Below are 20,203 nucleotides of genomic sequence, written 5' to 3' on the forward strand. Positions count from 1 at the left end.
ATAGTGTCTTCTGTTTGACACACCTGCAGACCGATTTTTCCGTATTGAACTTAGTCGCGTCAACGAAGCCACTACCTATGGAATTTCAATCTTTTCCTTCCTGTTATGCTTGGACAGATTGAATAATTCTCTTTGTGTTATATCTATTATTTTTAGGTAATAGTCCACAACGGCTTCTAACATGAAGGTACAAAAAATAAAAGTTGATCCTCAATCAACCCTATTATTGTACTCTTCAATTCATACTTTTCGATCTCAATGGTAGTATGGTTAGATAGACATCTGTTGCCGCTATCCCTTGGTAAGTTACCCGTTCAGCTTACCTACAAATTTAGAATACAATAAATGGCATCATTTGAACAGACTATATTTTTTTAAAATAACTGTTCTACTATGAGAGCTTCGGTCTGTTTGCTGTGCTGATTCTGGTACAGTTGGCGGCCACCGGCGCAGCAGCGTTCCGCTTTTACTACAAACAAAGAAAAGGCTGAATAGAAAATAGGTATCATCAATCAAAAATATCATTGGAGGTATAACTTATGGAAAAAGAAACAATGGGAACTGTAATTTCAGTTACAAAACAATGGTGGTTAAAAGTGAATCGTAAACCTGCCCGCGTTCATGCGATGGATGGCGCAGCCTTTCCGCATACTATCAAGGTCAAATATACGATAGACGGTAAAGATTACATCTGCCGAAAATGGATTGGTGCAGGAAACAACGTTCCTGACAAGGGAACAACGATTAAAGTTACCTATTGGGAAGATAAGCCATCGAAAGCAAGAATTGAGCTCTAATCAATAAATTTATCAAAATATGGAGGTGATGATGTGATGGGACATTAGCTGTTTTTGATATTGAAGAATCCGGCAAGAAGATTGGTGAAAAGTTATTTCTGCTTCTTAACGAGGAACAAAAGAATGCTCTAATGCAATATATTTTGGAACAAGGAGTCAGTCATGGAACAGTATTCAATTCCTGTCACACTTTCTCCGCAGCAGAGAAGAATCCTCTTACAGAAATACAAGAAGGCGAGCTTTATCTATGTCTGGAACACCGCACTGTCAGGGTTAGGGAACGGATTATCAACTTGACAAGTAAGGAGTTTGATATACTGGCATTGCTCATTGCCAATCCCAAACGTGTTTTTACTTACGAACTGATTACCGATTTGGTTTGGAAAGAGGATTGTGATTTCTATTCGAGAAAAGCGATTCATAATCATATGAGTAAGTTGCGTAAGAAATTGCGTTTTGAACCGGATCTTCCAAACTACATTGAGAGTGTCGCCGGGATCGGCTATAAATTTGAACAACTATAATATGAGCCCACAAGGTGTCGGTTCCCCTTGTGGGCTTGCTTTTTGCAGCATATATTCTAAGGAGCAGAATATGTAGAAAATTGCGAATATAAAGAGTAAAAAGCGAATGTCTGCGGACTGATACAGGAAACATAATCGATATAATTTTCTCCCAAGGAGGTATCAAGCAGCCGATTCAGGCCCCTCCTTGATGGGAGGAAATGCCTATGCGTCTATGCAACACAGATCCGCAGATAAACTGCTTTACATTCAGTCACCTATACGTCGTAGTCCAGCTCGTATGGATTGTGGCGTTTTTGGTTTCGACAAAGTTTGAGCATTTTCGCTGTCAACCTCCCGGAAAAATTTCATACTGTTGCTTTGGCGCGCCTGTTCTTTGTACGGGCGCGCTTTTTTGTACCCTTTTTTTAATCAGAAAGAGACTTAGACCTTATCGCTGCCGCAGCCCACCCTCTGGTTTCGATTTTTGCCATCAACTCAAACATCGAAATTGGAGGAAATTACTATGAAGAAAATCAATCTTCGGGATTATTACCCGTATTATACACAGGACATGATCGTTGAGGTGCCGGATGAAGTTGCTTTGTTGCTTCGGGAATATATGTTGTTGGAAGAAGCCTATCGGATTCGTACATACCGCTATAAAGCATTTTACTCTCTGGATCGAGACGAAGGTATTGAGCGTGAGATATTGCAAAAGCCTCTTAACCCGGCAGAAATTTGGGAACAGCGTCAAATGACGGAGTTGATTTATAAAGGTCTTTCCAAACTTCCGGTAAAGCAGCGCCAACGGATCTATGCACACTTTTTTCTTGGCATGAGCAAAGCAGATATTGCCAAAGCGGAAGGAACACACAAAAGCCGGATCACCCGTTCTATTGAAGCCGGATTGCGTAGTCTGGAAAAATATTTCAAAGAAATTTTATAACAGACGGCAACTTTGCCCCTAAAAATGTACTGAATAGTAGAGGGACATATTCGGTGGGACAAGCTGGACGGGTGTGGTAAGGAAGCATATACATCCTCCCACCCCAACTGCAATATCAATTTGTCTGCCATGCCCCTTGCTTGTTCCTTGACAACCGAATATACGCTGTTACAGGTACTTCATTCTGTGTTCCGAGCGGCAGATGGGGCGGCGCGGTGACAGGCAGCCTAAGGAGGTGATGAATCCAAGCTGTCCGAGCGATAAACGCAACCTACGAAACCGGCTGTGGCAAGCCGGACGCGATAACGACACAGATCATAATGGTACTTCTTCACAGCTTCCTAAAGACTTGGGGAGAGTTCCTGCGGCGTTTGCTTGCTCTGGCAAAGCGGCGGCGTATGTGGGACTATGATGCGGTGACGCTACCCGCAGCCTGTAACAGCCCCGTCCTTATAACAGAAGGACTTGCCGGGGTGCGTGGCAAATACGGCAGTAAAATCGAAATCAGATATAATGGGCCGGATTTATGTGTGCAATAACCATAGATCCGACCTATTCATGTGGTTTTGATAACACAGTTTTCAGAAGGGAGTTGATACTATGGAATTGAACACCATTGTCAGTGAAGTGGGTACGCTGGTAGACATTCGGGATGTCTCTGTCAACAAAGAACTTTCCCGTGATGAACGGATTGCAGAATTTGTTCAGCAGATAAAAAATCCATACCATTTTAAGTGTGGCCGTTTTACTGTACAGGCCAGCTTTTCTGCTGAAGGAGCTACCCTGGAAGAATGTATCAAGGGTATTTTACGATAGGCGCAATTTTAAGAAAGGGGCTGACTTTTCCGTAAAAGCATGGTAGAATAAGAATCGGAAAAGGAATTGAATATGGCATAACCACACTTCTTGAATTGCGGGGATTTTTCTGTGCAACGAAAGGAGTGTTTTTTTATGCAGGTTTACAAAGCGATTAAGTACATCCGTCTTTCTTATACGGATGATAAAACAGTAGAAAGTGACAGCGTTGCCAATCAGCGGCGCCTGATCGATGATTACATAGCCCGACACCCGGAAATTGAGGTTGTGGCAGAAAAAATTGACGATGGTTATAGTGGAGTTTTGTTTGTTGAGGTAAGATAACGTAACCTTTTTTGTAGGGGCGGTTATCTTACCTCTTTTTGATATATGTTAGATAGCATAACTCTTTACGTCGGCTCCTATCTGTCTGAAATAGGAGATACTTTCGGTTGGCTTGTCGCCTGTATCAACTCTGCCGACAAAGCTATAAAAGATTTCAATTTTTCGGGTGTTCGTTTCCTTATCCAGTTCGTGAATAAGAATACGGTCGATAAATTCATGGACGTTCTCGTAAGTCAATTCCTCAATCGCCGTATATTTACGGACAAGGGTAACAAACCTTTTCACGTCTGCGCTGCGCTCGGCGGCGGTGTCAAGCTCCTGTGTCAATTCCGCGATACGTCGCGTCAGCGTCTTTTTTTCTTCATCATAGCCGGAAGTCAAGAAAGCAAACTGTTCATCAGAGAGTTTCCCTAAAGCGTTGTCCTCATACAGTTTACGGAATAAGACGTTTAATTCGCTCATTCTGCCCTGTGCCTTGTCAAGCTCCTTGTGCTGCTGCGCCATTGTTTTCTTCATGGCTTGCTCGCTGCACTCATTCGCCGTTTGGATAAATGCCTGTTCATGGGTCTGCACATAGGACAGTACCCGTTGCAGGTCGGCAAGGACAAGTTCTTTCAATACGCTTTTACGGATATAATGCGTGGTGCAAAGCTCCCCGGTTCTGATACGGTTTCGGTATTTCCCGCAAGTGTAAGCGTGTTTACGTTCCAATGTTCCGGCTCCCTGCTGCAAATACATTTTGTAGCCGCAATCTCCACAAAAGAGAAGTCCCGAAAAAATGTCGATTTCGTTTACTTTCGTAGGGCGATGTTTGGTAGCAATCCGTTTCTGTGCAAGGTCAAAGGTTTCTTCATCAATCAAAGGTTCATGTGTGTTAGGGAAGAAGTATTGCTTTTCTTCCGGGTTCTTCTTTGTCTTTTTTGATTTGTAAGATACCTTATAGCTTTTGCCTGTAATAGTATGCCCCAAATATTCCTTACGGGTAAGAATGTCATACAGCGTCTTATCCGGCCAGTTGTAAATACAGTTCGGGTGTGGGCGCGGGTGGCGGCAGCTCCCGGAACGACGATAACGCATTTCGGAAACGGTCAGTATTTCATGCTCTCGCAGCCAGTTCTGTATTTCACAAATACGGTCGCCGCGCACATACATAGCAAAAATCTGTTTTACAACGTGTGCTGTTTCCGGGTCGGGCAATAAATGATTGCGGTCGTTAGGGTCAGCTATGTAGCCGTAAGGCACTTCGCCATTGACGCGCTCGCCTTTCTGCGCCTTTGCCTGTTTGACCGCCCGAATTTTCTTTGAAGTATCGCGAGCGTAAAACTCATTAAACCAGTTTCGCAGCGGGGTAAATTCGTTGTCGTCCCTTGCTGTGTCTACACCGTCGTTAATGGCGATATAGCGCACTTCGTATTCCGGGAAAACAATTTCGATAAGCTCCCCGGTTTTAAGATAGTTACGTCCAAGACGGGAGAGGTCTTTTGTTATGACCGTTGCCACGTTTCCGGCTTCTACCTCGCGGAGCATGGATTGAAGCCCCTCACGCTCAAAACTTACACCGGAAAATCCGTCATCAACGAAAAAGCGCGTATTGAAAAAATGGTGGTCGTCTGCGTACTTCTGTAAAATTAGCTTTTGGTTCTGTATGCTTTCGCTTTCTCCGGCTTGCATATCCTCTTGACTTAATCTGCAATATAAAGCGGTTATCTTGTCTGCCTGTAACATTTTGTCCTCCTCTCTGACAGCAGACAAGCATGGTATTTGTACTGATAAAATTATACCATGAACCGCTGCTAAAGTCATGTCCTAAATATGAAAAAACGCCCTATTTTCGGGCGTTTGCGGCGTTTAGCTCCATATCTTTACGAATGAGCTTTTTTATCTTTTTGTCGAGTGTATCCGTCGCTCGTTCACTCTGCGCCGAACATACAAGATAAGTAACTTTTCCAATTTTGTGTTCCGTTGTGGTAACGGAAGATTGATTTTGCGACAAAAGAAAAGCCCCCTTTCTTTCGCTCGTTTAATAGTTCAGTTTATGAATAGTGGCAAGTCCACTATTCCCGGTAATTTATAAAGGAGCTTTAATCAGACGGTCAATTAGCTTCTTAACCTCACGGGAATTGCACCCCTGCGCGGTTCTCGCGCAGCCCTACCCATTGCCTGCGACGCTCTGAACGCTCGGACTATGGCGATAAGGGAGTATCATTATGTATTTTGCGCTTCGTCGCCGACAGGCTGCTATGCCTGTTTTCCGGCGTCGGTGTTGGTCGCTCGGTTATCCCGGGCGGGAAAGTCCCGCCGGGATAACGTCATGGCGCACCCGCCGCATGGCTCGGCGCAAAAGGAACGTATCTGATTTGCCCTATGCTGCGCCGCCGTTATCTTGCGCCGCTTTCTTTGTCAAGGTACAAAAGACAGAAATACGCAAAGCGGAAAGGGGTGGAACACTTCGCGTTTTTAATTATCTGTCTTAAAGGATAGGACAGCCCGCATGAGCTTTGCTTGCAGCCGTTCCCGTAAGTCCTCGTCTACGCCGTAATAGGTATTGCCGCTTTCGTCGCGGATTTTCTTCATAGACAAATGGGCTATGTAGCTTTGGTAGTGCTGCATTACAATTTTCATGGCGTCGGGGTCGCCCTTTGTCGCGGCTAAAATGACCGGGTAGGGTAACAAGCCGCGCTCATTTTCATTACAATTCGTTCCATTCATCAGCGCGTTCCTCCAAATATCGTTTTAGCAGTTCAAAAGAGCTTGTCCGTCTATACTGTACTGTGCTGCGGGGTACTTTCATAAGCTCCGCGATTTCAGCGTCGGTCATGCTGAAAAAGTAATACAGTAAAACAGCTTGCCGTTTTTCTTCCGGCAGGGAGTGCATTGCTTCGGCAAGCAGCTTCGCCGTAATCTTCAAACCGCCTGCACAAAAAGCGTCCTCGTCCTCATTGACAAAATATCTGTCAACGGTATAAAGCTGCTTTTCCTCATGCGGGGCAAGGTCTGAAAAGTTGACTTCGTGCTTTCGCCGACTTTTGCTTTCCCGGCAGGCGTCAATCAGTTCGTTGCGTAGCGTGTGTTTGCAGTACGCATTAAACTCACATCTTGTCTGCCATTCCAACCGATTAGGATAATCCATGTTCTCACCCCCTTTCGTCCCGGGGGCGGGTTATTTATCCCCTTTCGGCTGCCTTCCACGGACGCACCGCAGATTTGCCAAACGGAATAGAAAAGTTTTTCAAAAAAGTTTTGAAAAACACAAAATGCGCCCGTCTGCAAGGCGCAGACGGACGCAAAGGAAATGTAAGCAGTATTCAGATGATTTGACAGTTCATACTCATGGGTAGACTTGCCCGGTGGTGGAGCTATGCTTTTTTTAATTGATGAAGCTCATGGGTATTATGGAATACCAAAGTAGACACGGCGGCAACCTCCTAAAATGCCGCCGTGTCAGTTCACGGTGTTTGGGTCGTCGTAGGTTTGGGATAGACGAAAAGAAACGGCGGCTCTGAAAAATCAAAGCCGCCGCGATAGAATAGGCGCGTGAAAATGTGTCTGCTTTACGACGGCTTTTTTTCTTTTGCCGTCGTGCGGCAGATATTATATTTCTATTTTATAACTCATTTATGGTTGCTGTTATTGCCATGTTTCTTATACGCTTTGCCGGGGCATATACAGCCAAAATACACGAAACAAGAACCAAAAGGACTATGATTTCCATTGGAACAACAGGGACTTTCCATGTTCCTCCGAAGTGCGTAACAATTATCTTTACATAAATCAGATAGTGAAGCAACAGACCTAAAACAAATCCAATAATTGTACCACAGGCAGCGTAAGTGATTGCTTCAGCCGTTATCATTTTTGTAATTTGCCGATTTCCCATACCAACTGCTCGCATTGCTCCGTATTGTTTTATTCTTGCGGACACACTCATGGAAATACTGTTCATAATGTTTAATATCGTGATGAATGAAATAATTGCAAGAAAACCGTATGCTGCAAGCCGGAATACCCAATAGGAACCATTGACATCACTGTTTTCTGCCCGGTTGTCTGCGAACACATAATCACTTGATAAGTTGCGGATTTTGCTTACTTCTGTTTCGGATATATTTTTTTCCAATACGACACTTACTAAGGCATAGTCCTGTTCTCCTGTAAGCTGTGTATAGGTTTCTTCTGAACAGACCATTGTTGCAGCACCGCTGACACTACCTACTCCCTCGGAAGCGATACACGCAATTTCAATTTCTGTATCTCCGATTTTTATTTTGTCGCCAACATTTAACCGATTATCTTGATTATAAATCGCCAGTGCATAGCCAGAATTACCATAGACTTTTGATAAATCTCCACTCATAACTGACTTCTTAAAGCTGTCAAGCATGGACTCGTCATAGGAAAACAAATCAACTGTTCCTGCATTGCCGTTAATTTCAACAGGATATGCTACATGAAGTTTTGTACCGAAAACGGATTTTACTCCGGGGATTTCTGAAATATCTTCCGCAAGATTTCTGTCTACGGAATTTGTTTCATCTTCGCTACTTATGACTATATCCGGTGTAAAATCGCTTACAGACGGAAGTAGCTTATGCACAAGGTCAAGGCAGGCGGCAAACGATAGAAAAAGAGCAATCGTAAGCGCAAATGAGCCTGTAATAAGGAATAAATTTTTCTTTGCCTCGGTTGCGTGATGAATACCTAAAGAAGTTTCTATCTTGAAAACGCCTGACTTTGCTGCACAACCTCCATGCTTTGATGTTCCTGTGTTTCCCGATACTGCGGCTACCGGCGAGACCTTTGCTGCCTGTTTTGCAGGGGAATGAGCTGCGATAAATACTGTAACAATACCAACGACAGCTCCGCAAAGAATACCCGTCACACTTACGGAAAAAAGCGGCATATCTGCCCATTCTCCCTTTACGAGAAATCTTAATATCGCACATAATATCCAACAGGTTATTGTTCCCAGTATACAACCAATCGGAATTGCCGTTTTACACCAATTCAATGCTTCAAGCCTTACAAAATGTATGATTTGTTTTTTACTTGCACCGATACACCTCATCATACCAAAAAATTTCGTCCGTTGTGCCACAGTACTATTCATGCAGCTTGAAATCATAAACACACCCGAAATTAGTATAATGACAAAGCAGATTGCCGCTAATGGGTATAGCTGATTTATACTGTCGTTACTGCTGGCTCCCAACATACTTAAAACAGCCATATTTTCTTTTACATTTTCGTCAGTTAAATTGTATTTCAGCTTGAAATCAGCAATCGTTTTTTTCAATCTGTTTTCATTTTGAAAACGAATGTAGAATTGAGAAGCAGATGTTTCTCCGTTCAAACTGCGGATATGATTAAAAGTATCCCGGTTCACATATACGCAAATTCCGTTTACCATACTGTTAAATTCAGAATCATCTTGATAAAATCCAGTAATGGTATATCCCAAATCCCCTGCATGAGTATTTAAGGTAATGCTGTCCCCAACTTTAACTCCGAAAAGTTCTTTTGCATCAGCACTCAGTACCACTTCTTTTTCATTCTGCGGATAATTGCCCTCGGTTGGATAATTCATAATATTGGTTGAGTATGCTTCTTCGATACCATAAATAACAGCATTTTTGCCGCCTATATAATAATCTTGTTCTGCGTTTGCGTTTATACTGTCGTACCAAGAAGAAAATGCTACATCATTGTCTTTTCTGATTTGCTCCGCTTCATTATCCTGTATATTTTGCAGAGCTATATGCCAGTCTCCGTGATTGTGGCGCATAGCTGTGGTTTCCGCTTTTGTCCACATTTCTACCATAGAAAAAATAGAGGTTACGAGAAATACCGCAAGGATAATGCAAATGCGTGTCATACGACTTTGACGCTTATGTACCTTTGCAGAAATAGGCACAAGGCTTAAATAGCTTTTCATTCGCGGCACCTCCCCAAATCGGTCAGCACACCGTCTGATACCTGCAATATCCGATCTGCGCTCTGTGCAATACTCCTGTTATGAGTAATCATAATAATGGTCTGCTCATATTTCCTTGACGCTTCTTTCAACAAGGCTATGACTTCGCTACTGTTCTGTGTGTCAAGATTGCCCGTTGGCTCGTCTGCAAGGATTAACGACGGGCGTGTGATAAGGGCGCGTCCGATTGCCACACGCTGTTGCTGACCGCCGGATAACTGGCTCGGTAAATGATTGCGCCGTTCTTTCAGATTAAGAACCGTAAGCAGTTCTTCCAAGTATTTTCTGTCCGGTTTCTGATAATCAAGCAGCACCGGAAAAATGATATTTTGCTCAACGGTCAGTTCGGGAATAAGATTAAACGCCTGAAAAATAAACCCGATATTTCTACGGCGAAAGACTGTAAGCCTGTTGTCATTCATGGAAAAAATTTCTTTGCCGCCAATTACGACTTTACCGGACGTAGGCGTATCAAGTGCGCCTATCATGTTAAGCAGCGTACTTTTTCCAGAGCCGGATTCTCCGACGATAGCCACATACTCGCCCTTTGGAACGGAAAAACTGACCTTTTTCAAAGCGTGTACGGCGGTTTCGCCGCTTCCGTAAGTTTTACAAATATTGTTGACTTCCAATAAGTTCATGTGTAAACACCTCTTTCTGTTTTGATAGCCCCAATATAACAGAGAAACCCTACATCAATATTACAATCAGCCTACAATTTTGTAGGGTTAAGAAAATTTATTGTGAAAGAGGTTCCCATTCCCACTGTGCTATCAGCTTCAATCGTTCCGTTATGGGCTTCTACAATCGCTTTTGTGAGTGACAAGCCAAGCCCTATACCCTGTGTGTCTTTAGAAAAACGGCTACGATAAAACCGCTTAAAAATATGGTATAAGTCATCCGGGTGTATGCCGCTTCCGTTATCTTTTACGCTTATCTGAACAATAGAAGTGAACGCCCGCCACTCAATACGGATAAGTCCGCCTTTTTCTGTGTGGTCAAGAGCGTTCTTTACAAGGTTGCTGATAGCTTCGATAATCCAGTTTCGGTCACATAAAAGTTTAATTTCTTCATTGCCGGATAAACAGATTTCTTTTCCCTCCTGTTCGGCACGAAACAGGAAATGCTTTTTTATGTTCTTTGCAAGCTCAGATACATTTTCTAAAGATTTTTCCAATATAATCGTACCCGCATCCAGCTTTGTGATTTTCAAAAGACTTTGTACCAGTGTTTCTATACGGTCAAGCTCCTGCTCGGAAAGCTGGCTAAATTCTTGTATGGTCGGCAGTTCCTTTGCTTCGCCCTGTATAATACCATTGTAAATATTGAGAGCAGCAAGCGGTGTCTTTAGCTGATGTGAAATATCCGATATGGTATTTCGCAAAAATTTCTTTGCGCTCTTTTCGTTTTCAGCATGGGCGTTCAAGATTGCAACTAAAGAATTAACTTCATGGAACAGTCTGTATAGCTCGCCTTCATCGTTACATTCAATGGTAACTTCTTTGTTCCCGGAAATATATTCTGTAATCTGCGATATAGCATTTTCCATTATTTTATGTTGTTCCTTAAAATATCCGTAGCAGAATAACAGGATTGCAGCTCCCATACATACGCTGCAAAATATGATGTAATACACCGTATTTCTAACATCAAGGTTCACTAACACGGTTGAAATCAGTACAAAAACCAAGATACAGGACAAGATACTGCAAAAAAGAAATTTAATTTTTCGGTTTGCCAATATTTTCATCATACACCTCAATCTACTGTATTCCATTTATAGCCCATGCCGCGAACCGTAACAATACGCTTCGGTTCTCCCGGATTGTCCTCAATTTTTGTACGGAGCCTGCGGATATATACGGTAAGGGAATTATTATCTATATAATTTTCATTACAATCCCATAGTTTCCCCAAAATCTGTTCTGCGGAAAGTACCTGGTCGGGATTTTCCATAAAGAAACATAACAATTTATACTCGCTTGCTGTCAGTTCAAGTAACTTTCCCTGTTTATAGACCTCGCCTTTCAAAAGCCTTATGCTTATATCGTTGGAGGTCAATTCTGTAACTTCGGTATTAAAATTTTCACTCCTGCGGAGCAGTGCATTAAGCCTTGACAGGAATATTGCTAATTTGAAAGGTTTTGTAATATAATCGTCACCGCCTATATCAAGCCCCATAATAATATCTGTTTCTTCATCTGCGGCAGTAAGAAACATGATAGGTACTTTTGAGGTACTGCGTATCTTTTTGCAGAAATCAAAGCCAGAACCATCGGGAAGCGATACATCTAAAATTGCCAAATCATATTTACCATTTTCCCATAAAGTATCAGCTTCCAGTGTGGTACGGGCAACATCTATTTCATATCCTTGTTTTTTTACGGCAAAGGAAAGACCGCTGATTAAGCTCATATCATCTTCTAATAGAAATAACTGTTTCATTTTTTATCTCGTTCCTTTCCTTGCTTTGTTCTACCGTCAATCGGCTTTTCAGCGTTCGTAGGTATCAGCCACATATACCCCAGTTTTGAAACGCCCGGTATGCGGTTTTGGCTACAAAGTATCTGTACCCGCCTTTCAGATATACCCCACTTTTCGGCTGCTTCGGGGCAAGACATATATTCCATGATTTACCAGTCCTTTCCTCATACATAATCAGTATAATTATAATCGGACAGACGAATAATAGCAAGTGCTTAACTATGAATTATTTAAGCTACTGCTATGAATTATGTAGACATATCCAAGAGAAAAGAGGAACAGTACAATGTAACTGGGTGAATAATTATGGCAAAAAGACCAGTAGAAAAATATGACTTCAAGGCTTTTGGAGAAGCGATAAAAGCAGCGCGGACAGAGAGAAAAGAGAGCCGCAAGAAAGTAAGCGACGAAATGTTTATTTCTCCTCGCTACCTTGCGAATATTGAGAACAAAGGGCAACACCCAAGTCTGCAAATCTTTTTTGAGCTTATGCTCCGTTATGATATATCCGTAGACCAGTTTCTTTTAGAGAAGCCGGACACAAAAAACACGCAACGTCGGCAGCTCGATACATTGCTTGATACTATGAGCGATAAGGGAATACGGATTGTAACCGCAACGGCGAAAGAAATTAAGGAAGTCGAAAAAGAGGACAAATGAGAACGTCCGTTAAAATTGAATATGGATTTTAGGAAGCGTTGTAATCTTTTTAAGATTACAACGTTTTTCTTTTGTATAAGTTCGGCAAAATGGCTTTTTCTCCGTAGAGGGAAATAAGGGTATAAAAGATAAAAAACTTTCTTAGCAAGCATAGGAAGCGGGTACCCACTTCCGTATTTTGCCCGCCCTGCTCTGCGGCAACGTCGGCAAAATTGCTTGTTGGGAAGTGTCCCAAACCCTCGGAATGGAAAGGAGCGTCAAAGCATGGACGGACGAAAAAGGACGGTGCAAATCAAATTCAGAGTAACGGAAGCAGAACGGGATTTAATTCTTGAAAAAATGAAGCTGATACCCACCCGGAATATGGCGGCGTATCTTCGCAAGATTGCCATTGACGGGTATATCGTGCAAGTAGACCATACCGACATAAAAGCAATGACAGCGGAGATACAGAAAATCGGTGTCAACGTCAATCAGATTGCAAAGCGTGTGAACAGTACGGGCAGCGTCTACCAAGAGGACATAGAGGAAATAAAGGGGGTGCTTGCGGAAATATGGCGGTTACAAAGATTAAGCCTATTAAGGGAACGCTAAACAAAGCCCTTGACTATATCCAAAACCCGGAGAAAACGGACGGGAAAATGCTTGTGTCCTCCTTTGGCTGCTCCTATGAAACGGCAGACATTGAGTTTGCCTTTACCCTGTCGCAGGCGTTGGATAAGGGCAGCAATTTAGCCCACCACTTGATACAAGCCTTTGAGCCGGGAGAGGTAGACTATCAGACCGCCCATGAAATAGGGCGGCAGCTTGCCGACGCAGTAACCAAAGGTCAGCACGAATATGTTTTGACTACTCACATTGACAAGGGGCATATCCATAACCACATTATTTTCTGCGCGGTCAATTTCGTAGACCACCACAAGTACAATTCCAACAAGCGCAGCTATTACGGTATACGGAACATGAGCGATAAGCTGTGCCGGGAACATGGCTTATCAGTTGTCCTTCCGAACCGGGGCAGCAAGGGAAAAAGCTATGCAGAGTACCAGGCAGAGAAAACAGGTACCAGTTGGAAAGGCAAGCTGAAAATTGCCGTGGACGCGCTCATTCCCCAAGTATCAAGTTTTGAAGAATTGCTATCCAAATTGCAGGCGGCGGGCTATGAGATAAAGCAGGGAAAATATATATCCTGCCGCGCTCCCGGACAGGAACGGTTTACCCGCTTAAAAACCCTCGGCGCAGATTATACAGAGGAAGCTATCAGAGAACGGATAAGCGGCAAACGCGCCCGCGCTGCGAAAGCTCCCCGCGCAGATCGCGGCGGCGTTAGTCTGCTCATTGATATTCAGAACAGTATCAAGGTGCAGGAAAGCCGGGGCTATGAGCAATGGGCAAAAATCCATAATCTGAAACAGGCAGCGAAAACCATGAATTTCTTGACAGAACATAAGATTGAACAGTACGCAGAATTGACCGCGAAAATCACGGAAGTTGCCAAAGCAAGCGAACAGGCAGCGGACAGCTTGAAAGAGGTTGAAAAGCGGCTTACCGATATGACGCTGCTTATCAAGAATATCAATACCTATCAAAAGACCAAGCCCGCCTATGCTGCCTACCGCAAGGCAAAAGATAAGGAGAAATACCGGACAGCCCATGAGAGCGATATTATTCTCTATGAAGCAGCGGCAAAGGCAATTAAGGCGGCGGGGATAACCAAGCTACCAAGCCTTGCCGCCCTGCAAGCAGAGTACGCAGCACTTCAAGAGCAGAAAGAAGCCCTGTATGCCGACTATGGGAAGCTGAAAAAGCAGGTCAAGGAATACGACGTTATCAAGAAGAATATCGACAGTATTTTGAAAGTGGAACGTCAGCCTGAACGGGAAAAAGAAGCAGAGCGCGGATAAATGAGCGCAAAAAAAGAACGGACGCGGCAGCCGATATGTTGGCCACCGCGCCCGTTTTCTCATAGGTGCAGCTTTTGAAATGTTACGCAGTAGAACCGCGATTTTAGGGGTAAAGGTATCAATCCTTTACCTCTTTGTTTTTGTGTCCGAAAAGCCCTGCAATCAAAGGCTTTTTTCGCCCCTACTGCGTAACAAGAGTACGCTTTTTTCTCATGCGCTCGGCTGCCTGTCTGCGGGTAATCCGCTTCCGACAGTCCGGGCAGTATTTGACGCTGTTAGAGGTGGACGCAAAGAACGTGCCACACACGGTACATTTCTTTCTGTCCTCGGTCTGATAGAGTTCCGCATAGAGCAGCTTATCAAGAGGAAGTACGGCAATCCGAAACCACTTACAGAGCAGGGAATAGGAAATGAGCTGCGGGCATACGCAAGTGTCCCCGTCGTCCAGTAAAATACAGTTGCCATTCTCGCAGTTGCAGCACTCCTTTTTCACAAGGGTGTTTACCTTGCGGCTTTGTCGCGACGACAGCCGCTTAATCCCGGTCATACTTCATCAGCAGGATAAACGGCAAGCTCCCTGTACTCGGCTTCGGTCAGCGCGCCTACTTTGAAAAGGGTGCGCTTTGCAAGCTCCCGTAATCCCGCGTCCATGTAAGGCAGCGCAGCGGTCATGTTCTCTATAAGCTGCGCCTTGCTTCCCTCATGGTAAATGCTCAAAAGGTTTGTTTCCTCAACAGTAAATCTATTCATGCTCATACCTCCAAATCGTGATTTTTTCTTTTTGCCGCTGCCTTTTTCGGGGCGGCTGTTTTCTTGTCTGCGGTAAGCTGCGCCCGGACAGAGGGGCGCGCTTTTCGGATATTCCGGCTTCTGTCCTCGCTTTTATCTAAAAATGCAAAAGTGCCATGTCTGCCCTCAATCTTAGAAAAAGAAAGTGTTTTGTATGGCAGCATAGCAAACAGACGGTCGGTGTCCTTTGTAGAAGCTAACTGCATAAAGTAAGGCGAAAGCTCCACCATGAAATGTGTTTTGTTGGGGCTGTTAGGGCTGTCCTGCCGCTTCATTTCCGCTAAAATGCGCTGTGCTTCGGCTTCAATCCGGCTGTCATGCAATACGGTAATATGCGCCTTGAAATCCCCCGGCTTTAAGCGGTCATAGCTGCGCTTTTCCTCCCGCATGAGAAAATGCAATGCTTCCGGGTCATTAGGCTGCGCTTCAAAGCGTTCAAACTTCCCAAGCTGCGGGTCGGGATTGCCGTCAAGATACTGTCCGGCGGGCTGCACCCGTTCTCCGTGCTCATAGAGCAGCGTGTAATTATCTACGGGTAATGCCTGTTCCTTAACGTGCCGGAAATGCTGCGGATAGTCAAGCTCATAGAGATTGCCTTTGATTTTTCCGTTTACAATCCCGGTCAGCTCCACCGCATAGGCAAGGACTTTATCGCGCGTCTGTTCCCCGTAAAACCGCCATGTGTTATGCTGTCTTGTGCCTTTTAGAAAAACGTCGCGCTCCCGGAAGCAGCTCGTCCCGGACGGACGGGAAAACCATAAAAGCCGCCTGTCCTCGGCTGTGGGGCTTGCCGCCGCTTTCTGTAAAATGTTTCTATCAAGGTCAAAATCATTCTGATAAAAAGCGGTATTTTGTTTCATAATCGCTTCAAGGGAAGCGATAACGTCCACATCTTCAAACTTATTCATAGGTCAGCTCCTTTCCAAATCCTGCGATTTTTGCTTCGTGGGTTTCTTCTTTCCCGTCCGTTCCTTATCCGCTTTGAGCTGCGCCCGGATAGAGGGCTTTTCTTTCGCTGCGGCTTTCTTGCCCCTGCCGTTTTCACGGTCGGTCTTAATCGCTTCGGCAAGGTCAGTAAGAGAAATAACCTCGCCCGCCTTTGCTTTCTGCTCCAGAGCGTCCACGGTCGGCGTCTGCGGCGTGTTGTTGATGATACCGTCAAAGTTATTGTCGTTCTGCTCGATAGTGTCCTCGATATGTTTTAACGGGTTAGCTTTTTCCGGCTGCTCGGCGGCAACGGCAAACGCCCGCGTACCGTTTCCCATAATCAGATATTTCCCGTCGTCGGATTGATGATGAAGTCCATACCCGGCTTCTTTCATCTGTTCAACACTCATATCCGATACATAAAAACTGCCGCGCGGCGTTTTAATCTGTTCCCCGGTCAAATGCTCGTCGGGGATAAGCTGCGGCTGTTTCTCCTGTAAAAACTCCGGCACGTTCTGAAAACCGATACTGTCTACATAGTGGGCGGTGTTCCCGCCATTCTGATGAAGCACCACAATATCGGAAACGGAAAGGCTGTGTCCCTTAAAATCTTTCGGGTGGTCGATATTGAAACGGGTATAAATATCTTCAAGGGAAGTTCCCGGTGCAAGGGGCGCGGTATAGATAAGCTCATAGTTTGCTCTCTCTACGGTGTGTCCCGCCGCCTGCAGGCGGTCGTAAGGCTCAAAGTGCAAGTCCCTTGTGGCGTCGCCGCGGGCTAACTGATAAATCCCGTAGCTGTCCTCTTTGCCATAGAGTAAAAGAGCTTCCTTTGTCGGCTCACTTTCCCGTAGCTGCTGCTTCATGGCGTTGTATTCATGCAGGGCTTCCCAAGTTTCCTTTTCTACACCGAACAAGCCGCCTTTTTCTGCGTGTTCCTGTAAATCGGTCAGACTGGTAACGGCTCCCTCGGTGCCGTCCTCATAGATACGGAAAACCTCGATACCGTCCTGTGTAAACAAATGCTCGGCGGCTTCCTGTTGCAGCGGAAACATACCGTCCCAAGAATAGCCGTAGTCCTGCATTTCTTTTATGCTGATAGAGGCGTCGGGTACGGGGATTTCCGGCTGCTCCTGCGGTGGTGCGTCTTGCCCGATTTCCTGTACCTCGGAAGTCTGCTCCTGTTCCTGTGCCTTTTGCAGCTCTGCGATATGTTCATCAATGCTGTTGATGATTTCCGCTGCGGTGCTGCGGATTGTTTCAAGAGAGCTTTTCAGTTCGGCAAGCTCCCGTCCGGCACTCCACCCGGCAACGTACCCAAAGGAATAGTCAGAAGTATCAAGCCCGTAATGCTGGCACACGGTATAGGCGATACTTTCTGCCTGTACTTCACGGGTGCGGCGGTCGGGTCTGTTCTCCAAGTCCTCCAACGGGGCGTTAAGGTCAATGTCGTGCAGCTTCGCATGGGCGATTTCATGGATAAGGGTTTTTAAGGTTTGCAGCTCGCTCATGCCCTCATCAAGTGCAATGCGCTTGTCCTCCAAGTGGTAGTAACCATGTGCGCCGCCCTCGATTTTTTCAAAGCCGACAGGAACAGGAGAAGTCTTTTCAAGGGCAGCGAAAACGTCCTTGTAATGCTCCACGTCCCCGGTCAGCATATTTACGGCAATATTGGGGATTTCCCTGCCCTCGGTCTGCGATACGTCAAAGACAGATACCACCTTAAAGGCGGGTATCGTGATTTCCTTTTCCTCGGTTACGGGCTTTCCGTCCTTGCCGATAAAGGCTTTTCCCGTCTGCGGGTCGATTTTCTCCATTTCTTTTTTAATCTTGAACGGCGACGGGGCAAGGATTTTGATACCCTTTTGTCCTTTCATCACGTTTCGTCCAAAGTTATTTTTCCATGCGGAAAATCCGGCGATAAGGGAAGCGTCGGGCTTTTGCATGGCGATCAGCAGCGTATTGTTAAAGCTGTAATTATGAAACTTTGACATGACGCGCAGATATTCCTTGTAACGCTCGCTGTCAAACAGTTCCGTAATGCCTTGCTCCAAACGGTCGGTAATCTCTTTGAGCTTTTCGGCGGGCTTCTCGCTCGTCAGCACGATAGGGATAACCGGGCGCGGCTCCTGCGGCTGCGCTTCGGGAATAGCTGCTGTCTGTACTGCCGGGGCTGCGTCCCGTTCGACGGTCGGCTGCGGATAGCTCATAATGCGGTATTCCTCCGGCACATCGCGCCCCTCAAAGTGTTTCTCCCATGCGTCGCCGCTTTCCACAAGATAGCCGTATTCCGTAAAGCTGCCTTTTTCCTGCGCGGCGGCGTTTCGTCCAAAGGCGATAGGGTCAATGCTGTTTTTCCATTCAGCGGGCATTTGCACCATGCCGGATTTGTTAAGGTAATAATCGCCCAATTCGCGGGGATTATGTACTTCGGGGATATGCACGAAAAAGTCCTCGTTATAGGTAAAGTCAATGAGCTGCCCGATATTCTCAAAACCGTTCTTTCGCTGCGTGGCTGCGTTCAGCGCGGCAATACCGGCAGCGTCAAGGGTTTCCAGTCGTGCCGCAAGAAAATTCAGCTCGTCCACCTGTGCCGCGCATACCATGTCATAAGGCAGGGCAATGTGCCTGTCCTCCCGGTCAGAGTAGCCGTGAATGAAAAAATCCTGCGGATTGTCAGTGGTAATGCCTACGCTTTGCATAGCTTTGTGAAGTTCTTTCTTTGTGGCGGGCATGGAAAGCCAGTAGCCGCCCGGTTCTCCCGTTTCAAAGCGGGTGCGGCTGTCAATCAGGATTGCAAATTGTTCCGTTTCCTGTCCCGGCTCGGTTCTCGGTGCAGCGGCGGGAATGTCGGCGGCGGGCTGCTTGATTTCCTCGCCCTCTACGGTGTAGCCCGGTAAGAGCTGCCCGTTTACCCTAAACTGTTCCGCGTATTCCGGCGGGATAGCCGGGGAGATTTCCGTAAAAAGTTTTTCATACGCCTTGATACGCCCATTCAGATATTTTTCCATAGCCGCCCGGTCAGCAAATACCTTTCTGTCCTGTCCGGCGATTTTCGCCTGTCCGTACCCGTGGGGGCTGTTGGTGTAGATGTTCCAAGACAGCGTATAGGAATACGGGATAGATTTCTGTGCTGCCTTGTCGTAGCGGGTATTTTCATACACATGGTAGCTCATTTTATATACCCGGTTGCTGATGGTGTGGCGGTCGTTGTCCTCGTCCTGCCACTTGTTCGCCGTATGCTTCACTTCGGGTATTCTCGCATACTCAATCGCCTTGTCAAATAGCAGGGTCTTTCCTGCCTGTTCCTCCCATGCGGAAGCCTGTACTTTCAGATTTTCAAAAACAGTCTGCTCCGCAGCCGCGCTTTCCTCCCGCAGCTTCACAAGCTCGGCAAGAGGTAAGGCGGTCAGCGGGGAAATATCCGCGCCTTTCGTGTCAAAATAGATACCGCGCTCAATCTTCATCTTGTCGGCGGCTTCCAGTCTGTCATGGTCGTATGAGGAATAACCTGTTTTCCATTCGTCCATTTGCTCGCTCCTTTCTTTTTCAATCATGCGGTGCATAAGCTCGTAGTCCTCAATACTCATGCTCCCGTCAAATACATAAGGGTCAAAATCTTCCCCGTCCCGGTAGGGCTTTTCGGAAAAGGGAAGCCCCGCTGCATGGGCGGCGGCTTTTGCTTCCTCGATAAGCTCCGGGGGAAGTCTGTCGTCGTGGGCTTCGATAAATCCGGCAACGTCATTTGTGCCGTTTTTGTAGTGGTGGCGCACTCCGGCGGTCAGCTCGTCAAGGCTCATATTCTCGCCTAAATGCCCGCAGTAGTAGCCGTTTAGAATAACGGCGGCGGGGTCAGCCGCCTTGATTTCCTCTAACCGGCTCCTGTCAAACGGTTCTAAAGTACCGTCCACTTCAAGATGAAACAGCTCGGCGTTCCATGAACGTCCCTCTTTCCAAAATGCTACCCATGCAATACCGTCCCTAAGTTCCTCTTGATAGTCCTTTACGCTGTCGCGCAAACTTGCCATGTGTAAAACCTCCTTTCGCGTATGGCAGCGCGGACGCTGCGTTTGTGGTTA

Annotated in this window: 19 protein-coding genes and 1 pseudogene; 8 read left to right on the top strand and 12 right to left on the bottom strand. The window is 45.7% G+C overall.

What is annotated here, in order from left to right; all coding sequences use genetic code 11:
- Window positions 1-539: 539 nt before the first annotated feature.
- From DW739_RS08660 to DW739_RS08685, 5 genes and pseudogenes are all read left to right on the top strand, one after another.
- Window positions 540-797 (top strand): sugar ABC transporter permease, encoded by a 258-nt coding sequence (locus DW739_RS08660; protein WP_117504583.1) that lies wholly within the window; start codon window positions 540-542, stop codon window positions 795-797.
- 131 nt (window positions 798-928) lie between these two features.
- A complete protein-coding gene (locus DW739_RS08665) occupies window positions 929-1,321 on the top strand; it encodes a winged helix-turn-helix domain-containing protein (protein ID WP_117504585.1) in 393 nt (130 codons plus the stop codon).
- Window positions 1,322-1,826: 505 nt separating this feature from the next.
- Window positions 1,827-2,249, top strand: coding sequence for a hypothetical protein (locus DW739_RS08670; protein ID WP_015542925.1), 423 nt, complete (start codon window positions 1,827-1,829; stop codon window positions 2,247-2,249).
- A 600-nt stretch (window positions 2,250-2,849) separates the two neighbouring features.
- A complete protein-coding gene (locus DW739_RS08680) occupies window positions 2,850-3,065 on the top strand; it encodes a DUF6870 family protein (protein ID WP_005361189.1) in 216 nt (71 codons plus the stop codon).
- A 135-nt stretch (window positions 3,066-3,200) separates the two neighbouring features.
- A pseudogene (locus tag DW739_RS08685) lies at window positions 3,201-3,374 on the top strand (recombinase TnpX); the annotation flags it as partial.
- Window positions 3,375-3,437: 63 nt separating this feature from the next.
- On the opposite strand, the gene DW739_RS08690 reads toward DW739_RS08685, so the two are convergent.
- From DW739_RS08690 to DW739_RS15135, 8 genes are all read right to left on the bottom strand, one after another.
- Window positions 3,438-5,114 carry a recombinase family protein gene (locus DW739_RS08690; RefSeq protein WP_118742912.1) on the bottom strand — a complete coding sequence of 559 codons (1,677 nt, stop codon included), beginning with the start codon at window positions 5,112-5,114 and terminating at the stop codon, window positions 3,438-3,440.
- A gap of 732 nt (window positions 5,115-5,846) precedes the next feature.
- A complete protein-coding gene (locus DW739_RS08705; protein ID WP_118592105.1) occupies window positions 5,847-6,098 on the bottom strand; it encodes a helix-turn-helix domain-containing protein in 252 nt (83 codons plus the stop codon).
- A complete protein-coding gene (locus DW739_RS08710; RefSeq protein WP_118592104.1) occupies window positions 6,079-6,519 on the bottom strand; it encodes an RNA polymerase sigma factor in 441 nt (146 codons plus the stop codon). Before DW739_RS08710 ends, DW739_RS08705 begins: the two co-directional genes overlap by 20 nt.
- Before the next feature lie 474 nt (window positions 6,520-6,993).
- Entirely contained in the window at window positions 6,994-9,321 is a 2,328-nt protein-coding gene (locus tag DW739_RS08715) for an ABC transporter permease (protein ID WP_118592103.1), read from the bottom strand.
- Window positions 9,318-10,001, bottom strand: coding sequence for an ABC transporter ATP-binding protein (locus DW739_RS08720; RefSeq protein ID WP_118592102.1), 684 nt, complete (start codon window positions 9,999-10,001; stop codon window positions 9,318-9,320). Before DW739_RS08720 ends, DW739_RS08715 begins: the two co-directional genes overlap by 4 nt.
- A 71-nt stretch (window positions 10,002-10,072) precedes the next feature.
- Window positions 10,073-11,110: a HAMP domain-containing sensor histidine kinase gene (locus DW739_RS08725; protein ID WP_118742913.1), complete on the bottom strand. Its 1,038-nt coding sequence runs from the start codon at window positions 11,108-11,110 to the stop codon at window positions 10,073-10,075.
- A gap of 8 nt (window positions 11,111-11,118) precedes the next feature.
- Complete coding sequence (locus DW739_RS08730) at window positions 11,119-11,805, bottom strand: response regulator transcription factor (RefSeq protein ID WP_118742914.1); 687 nt, start codon at window positions 11,803-11,805, stop codon at window positions 11,119-11,121.
- The gene (locus DW739_RS15135) at window positions 11,802-11,990 is read right to left on the bottom strand and encodes a helix-turn-helix domain-containing protein (protein WP_118592099.1); all 189 of its coding nucleotides are present in this window, start codon (window positions 11,988-11,990) and stop codon (window positions 11,802-11,804) included. The genes DW739_RS08730 and DW739_RS15135 overlap by 4 nt, the downstream gene beginning before the upstream one ends.
- Before the next feature lie 160 nt (window positions 11,991-12,150).
- Between DW739_RS15135 and DW739_RS08740 the strand changes: the two genes are divergently transcribed.
- The 3 genes from DW739_RS08740 (at window position 12,151) to DW739_RS08750 (ending at window position 14,408) form a co-directional block, all read left to right on the top strand.
- Window positions 12,151-12,504 carry a helix-turn-helix transcriptional regulator gene (locus DW739_RS08740; protein ID WP_118592098.1) on the top strand — a complete coding sequence of 118 codons (354 nt, stop codon included), beginning with the start codon at window positions 12,151-12,153 and terminating at the stop codon, window positions 12,502-12,504.
- 264 nt (window positions 12,505-12,768) lie between these two features.
- Window positions 12,769-13,098, top strand: a complete 330-nt coding sequence (gene mobC, locus DW739_RS08745) for a plasmid mobilization relaxosome protein MobC (protein ID WP_118592097.1) — start codon at window positions 12,769-12,771, stop codon at window positions 13,096-13,098.
- Window positions 13,059-14,408: a relaxase/mobilization nuclease domain-containing protein gene (locus DW739_RS08750; RefSeq protein WP_118592096.1), complete on the top strand. Its 1,350-nt coding sequence runs from the start codon at window positions 13,059-13,061 to the stop codon at window positions 14,406-14,408. The genes mobC and DW739_RS08750 overlap by 40 nt, the downstream gene beginning before the upstream one ends.
- A 181-nt stretch (window positions 14,409-14,589) precedes the next feature.
- Here DW739_RS08750 and DW739_RS08755 read toward each other — a convergent pair whose 3' ends face one another.
- Genes DW739_RS08755 through DW739_RS08770 form a run of 4 tightly spaced genes read right to left on the bottom strand, consistent with a single transcriptional unit; the run spans window position 14,590 to window position 20,152 of the window.
- Window positions 14,590-14,955 (bottom strand): cysteine-rich VLP domain-containing protein, encoded by a 366-nt coding sequence (locus tag DW739_RS08755; RefSeq protein ID WP_118592095.1) that lies wholly within the window; start codon window positions 14,953-14,955, stop codon window positions 14,590-14,592.
- A complete protein-coding gene (locus tag DW739_RS08760) occupies window positions 14,952-15,158 on the bottom strand; it encodes a transposon-transfer assisting family protein (RefSeq protein WP_173795101.1) in 207 nt (68 codons plus the stop codon). The genes DW739_RS08755 and DW739_RS08760 overlap by 4 nt, the downstream gene beginning before the upstream one ends.
- Before the next feature lie 2 nt (window positions 15,159-15,160).
- Complete coding sequence (locus DW739_RS08765) at window positions 15,161-16,105, bottom strand: hypothetical protein (RefSeq protein WP_118592093.1); 945 nt, start codon at window positions 16,103-16,105, stop codon at window positions 15,161-15,163.
- 3 nt (window positions 16,106-16,108) lie between these two features.
- Window positions 16,109-20,152: a YodL domain-containing protein gene (locus DW739_RS08770; RefSeq protein WP_118592092.1), complete on the bottom strand. Its 4,044-nt coding sequence runs from the start codon at window positions 20,150-20,152 to the stop codon at window positions 16,109-16,111.
- Window positions 20,153-20,203 lie beyond the last annotated feature (51 nt).

Origin of the sequence: Clostridium sp. AM28-20LB, from assembly GCF_003480665.1 — a bacterium.
Classification (GTDB): domain Bacteria; phylum Bacillota; class Clostridia; order Lachnospirales; family Lachnospiraceae; genus Otoolea; species Otoolea fessa.

What these genes read in the sequence shown, in the direction of transcription:
- DW739_RS08660 (WP_117504583.1), top strand. Translation starts at nt 540, where the DNA reads ATGGAAAAAGAAACAATGGGAACTGTAATTTCAGTTACAAAACAATGG.
- DW739_RS08665 (WP_117504585.1), top strand. Translation starts at nt 929, where the DNA reads ATGCAATATATTTTGGAACAAGGAGTCAGTCATGGAACAGTATTCAAT.
- DW739_RS08670 (WP_015542925.1), top strand. Translation starts at nt 1,827, where the DNA reads ATGAAGAAAATCAATCTTCGGGATTATTACCCGTATTATACACAGGAC.
- DW739_RS08680 (WP_005361189.1), top strand. Translation starts at nt 2,850, where the DNA reads ATGGAATTGAACACCATTGTCAGTGAAGTGGGTACGCTGGTAGACATT.
- DW739_RS08690 (WP_118742912.1), bottom strand. Translation starts at nt 5,114, where the DNA reads ATGTTACAGGCAGACAAGATAACCGCTTTATATTGCAGATTAAGTCAA.
- DW739_RS08705 (WP_118592105.1), bottom strand. Translation starts at nt 6,098, where the DNA reads ATGAATGGAACGAATTGTAATGAAAATGAGCGCGGCTTGTTACCCTAC.
- DW739_RS08710 (WP_118592104.1), bottom strand. Translation starts at nt 6,519, where the DNA reads ATGGATTATCCTAATCGGTTGGAATGGCAGACAAGATGTGAGTTTAAT.
- DW739_RS08715 (WP_118592103.1), bottom strand. Translation starts at nt 9,321, where the DNA reads ATGAAAAGCTATTTAAGCCTTGTGCCTATTTCTGCAAAGGTACATAAG.
- DW739_RS08720 (WP_118592102.1), bottom strand. Translation starts at nt 10,001, where the DNA reads ATGAACTTATTGGAAGTCAACAATATTTGTAAAACTTACGGAAGCGGC.
- DW739_RS08725 (WP_118742913.1), bottom strand. Translation starts at nt 11,110, where the DNA reads ATGAAAATATTGGCAAACCGAAAAATTAAATTTCTTTTTTGCAGTATC.
- DW739_RS08730 (WP_118742914.1), bottom strand. Translation starts at nt 11,805, where the DNA reads ATGAAACAGTTATTTCTATTAGAAGATGATATGAGCTTAATCAGCGGT.
- DW739_RS15135 (WP_118592099.1), bottom strand. Translation starts at nt 11,990, where the DNA reads ATGGAATATATGTCTTGCCCCGAAGCAGCCGAAAAGTGGGGTATATCT.
- DW739_RS08740 (WP_118592098.1), top strand. Translation starts at nt 12,151, where the DNA reads ATGGCAAAAAGACCAGTAGAAAAATATGACTTCAAGGCTTTTGGAGAA.
- mobC (WP_118592097.1), top strand. Translation starts at nt 12,769, where the DNA reads ATGGACGGACGAAAAAGGACGGTGCAAATCAAATTCAGAGTAACGGAA.
- DW739_RS08750 (WP_118592096.1), top strand. Translation starts at nt 13,059, where the DNA reads ATGGCGGTTACAAAGATTAAGCCTATTAAGGGAACGCTAAACAAAGCC.
- DW739_RS08755 (WP_118592095.1), bottom strand. Translation starts at nt 14,955, where the DNA reads ATGACCGGGATTAAGCGGCTGTCGTCGCGACAAAGCCGCAAGGTAAAC.
- DW739_RS08760 (WP_173795101.1), bottom strand. Translation starts at nt 15,158, where the DNA reads ATGAATAGATTTACTGTTGAGGAAACAAACCTTTTGAGCATTTACCAT.
- DW739_RS08765 (WP_118592093.1), bottom strand. Translation starts at nt 16,105, where the DNA reads ATGAATAAGTTTGAAGATGTGGACGTTATCGCTTCCCTTGAAGCGATT.
- DW739_RS08770 (WP_118592092.1), bottom strand. Translation starts at nt 20,152, where the DNA reads ATGGCAAGTTTGCGCGACAGCGTAAAGGACTATCAAGAGGAACTTAGG.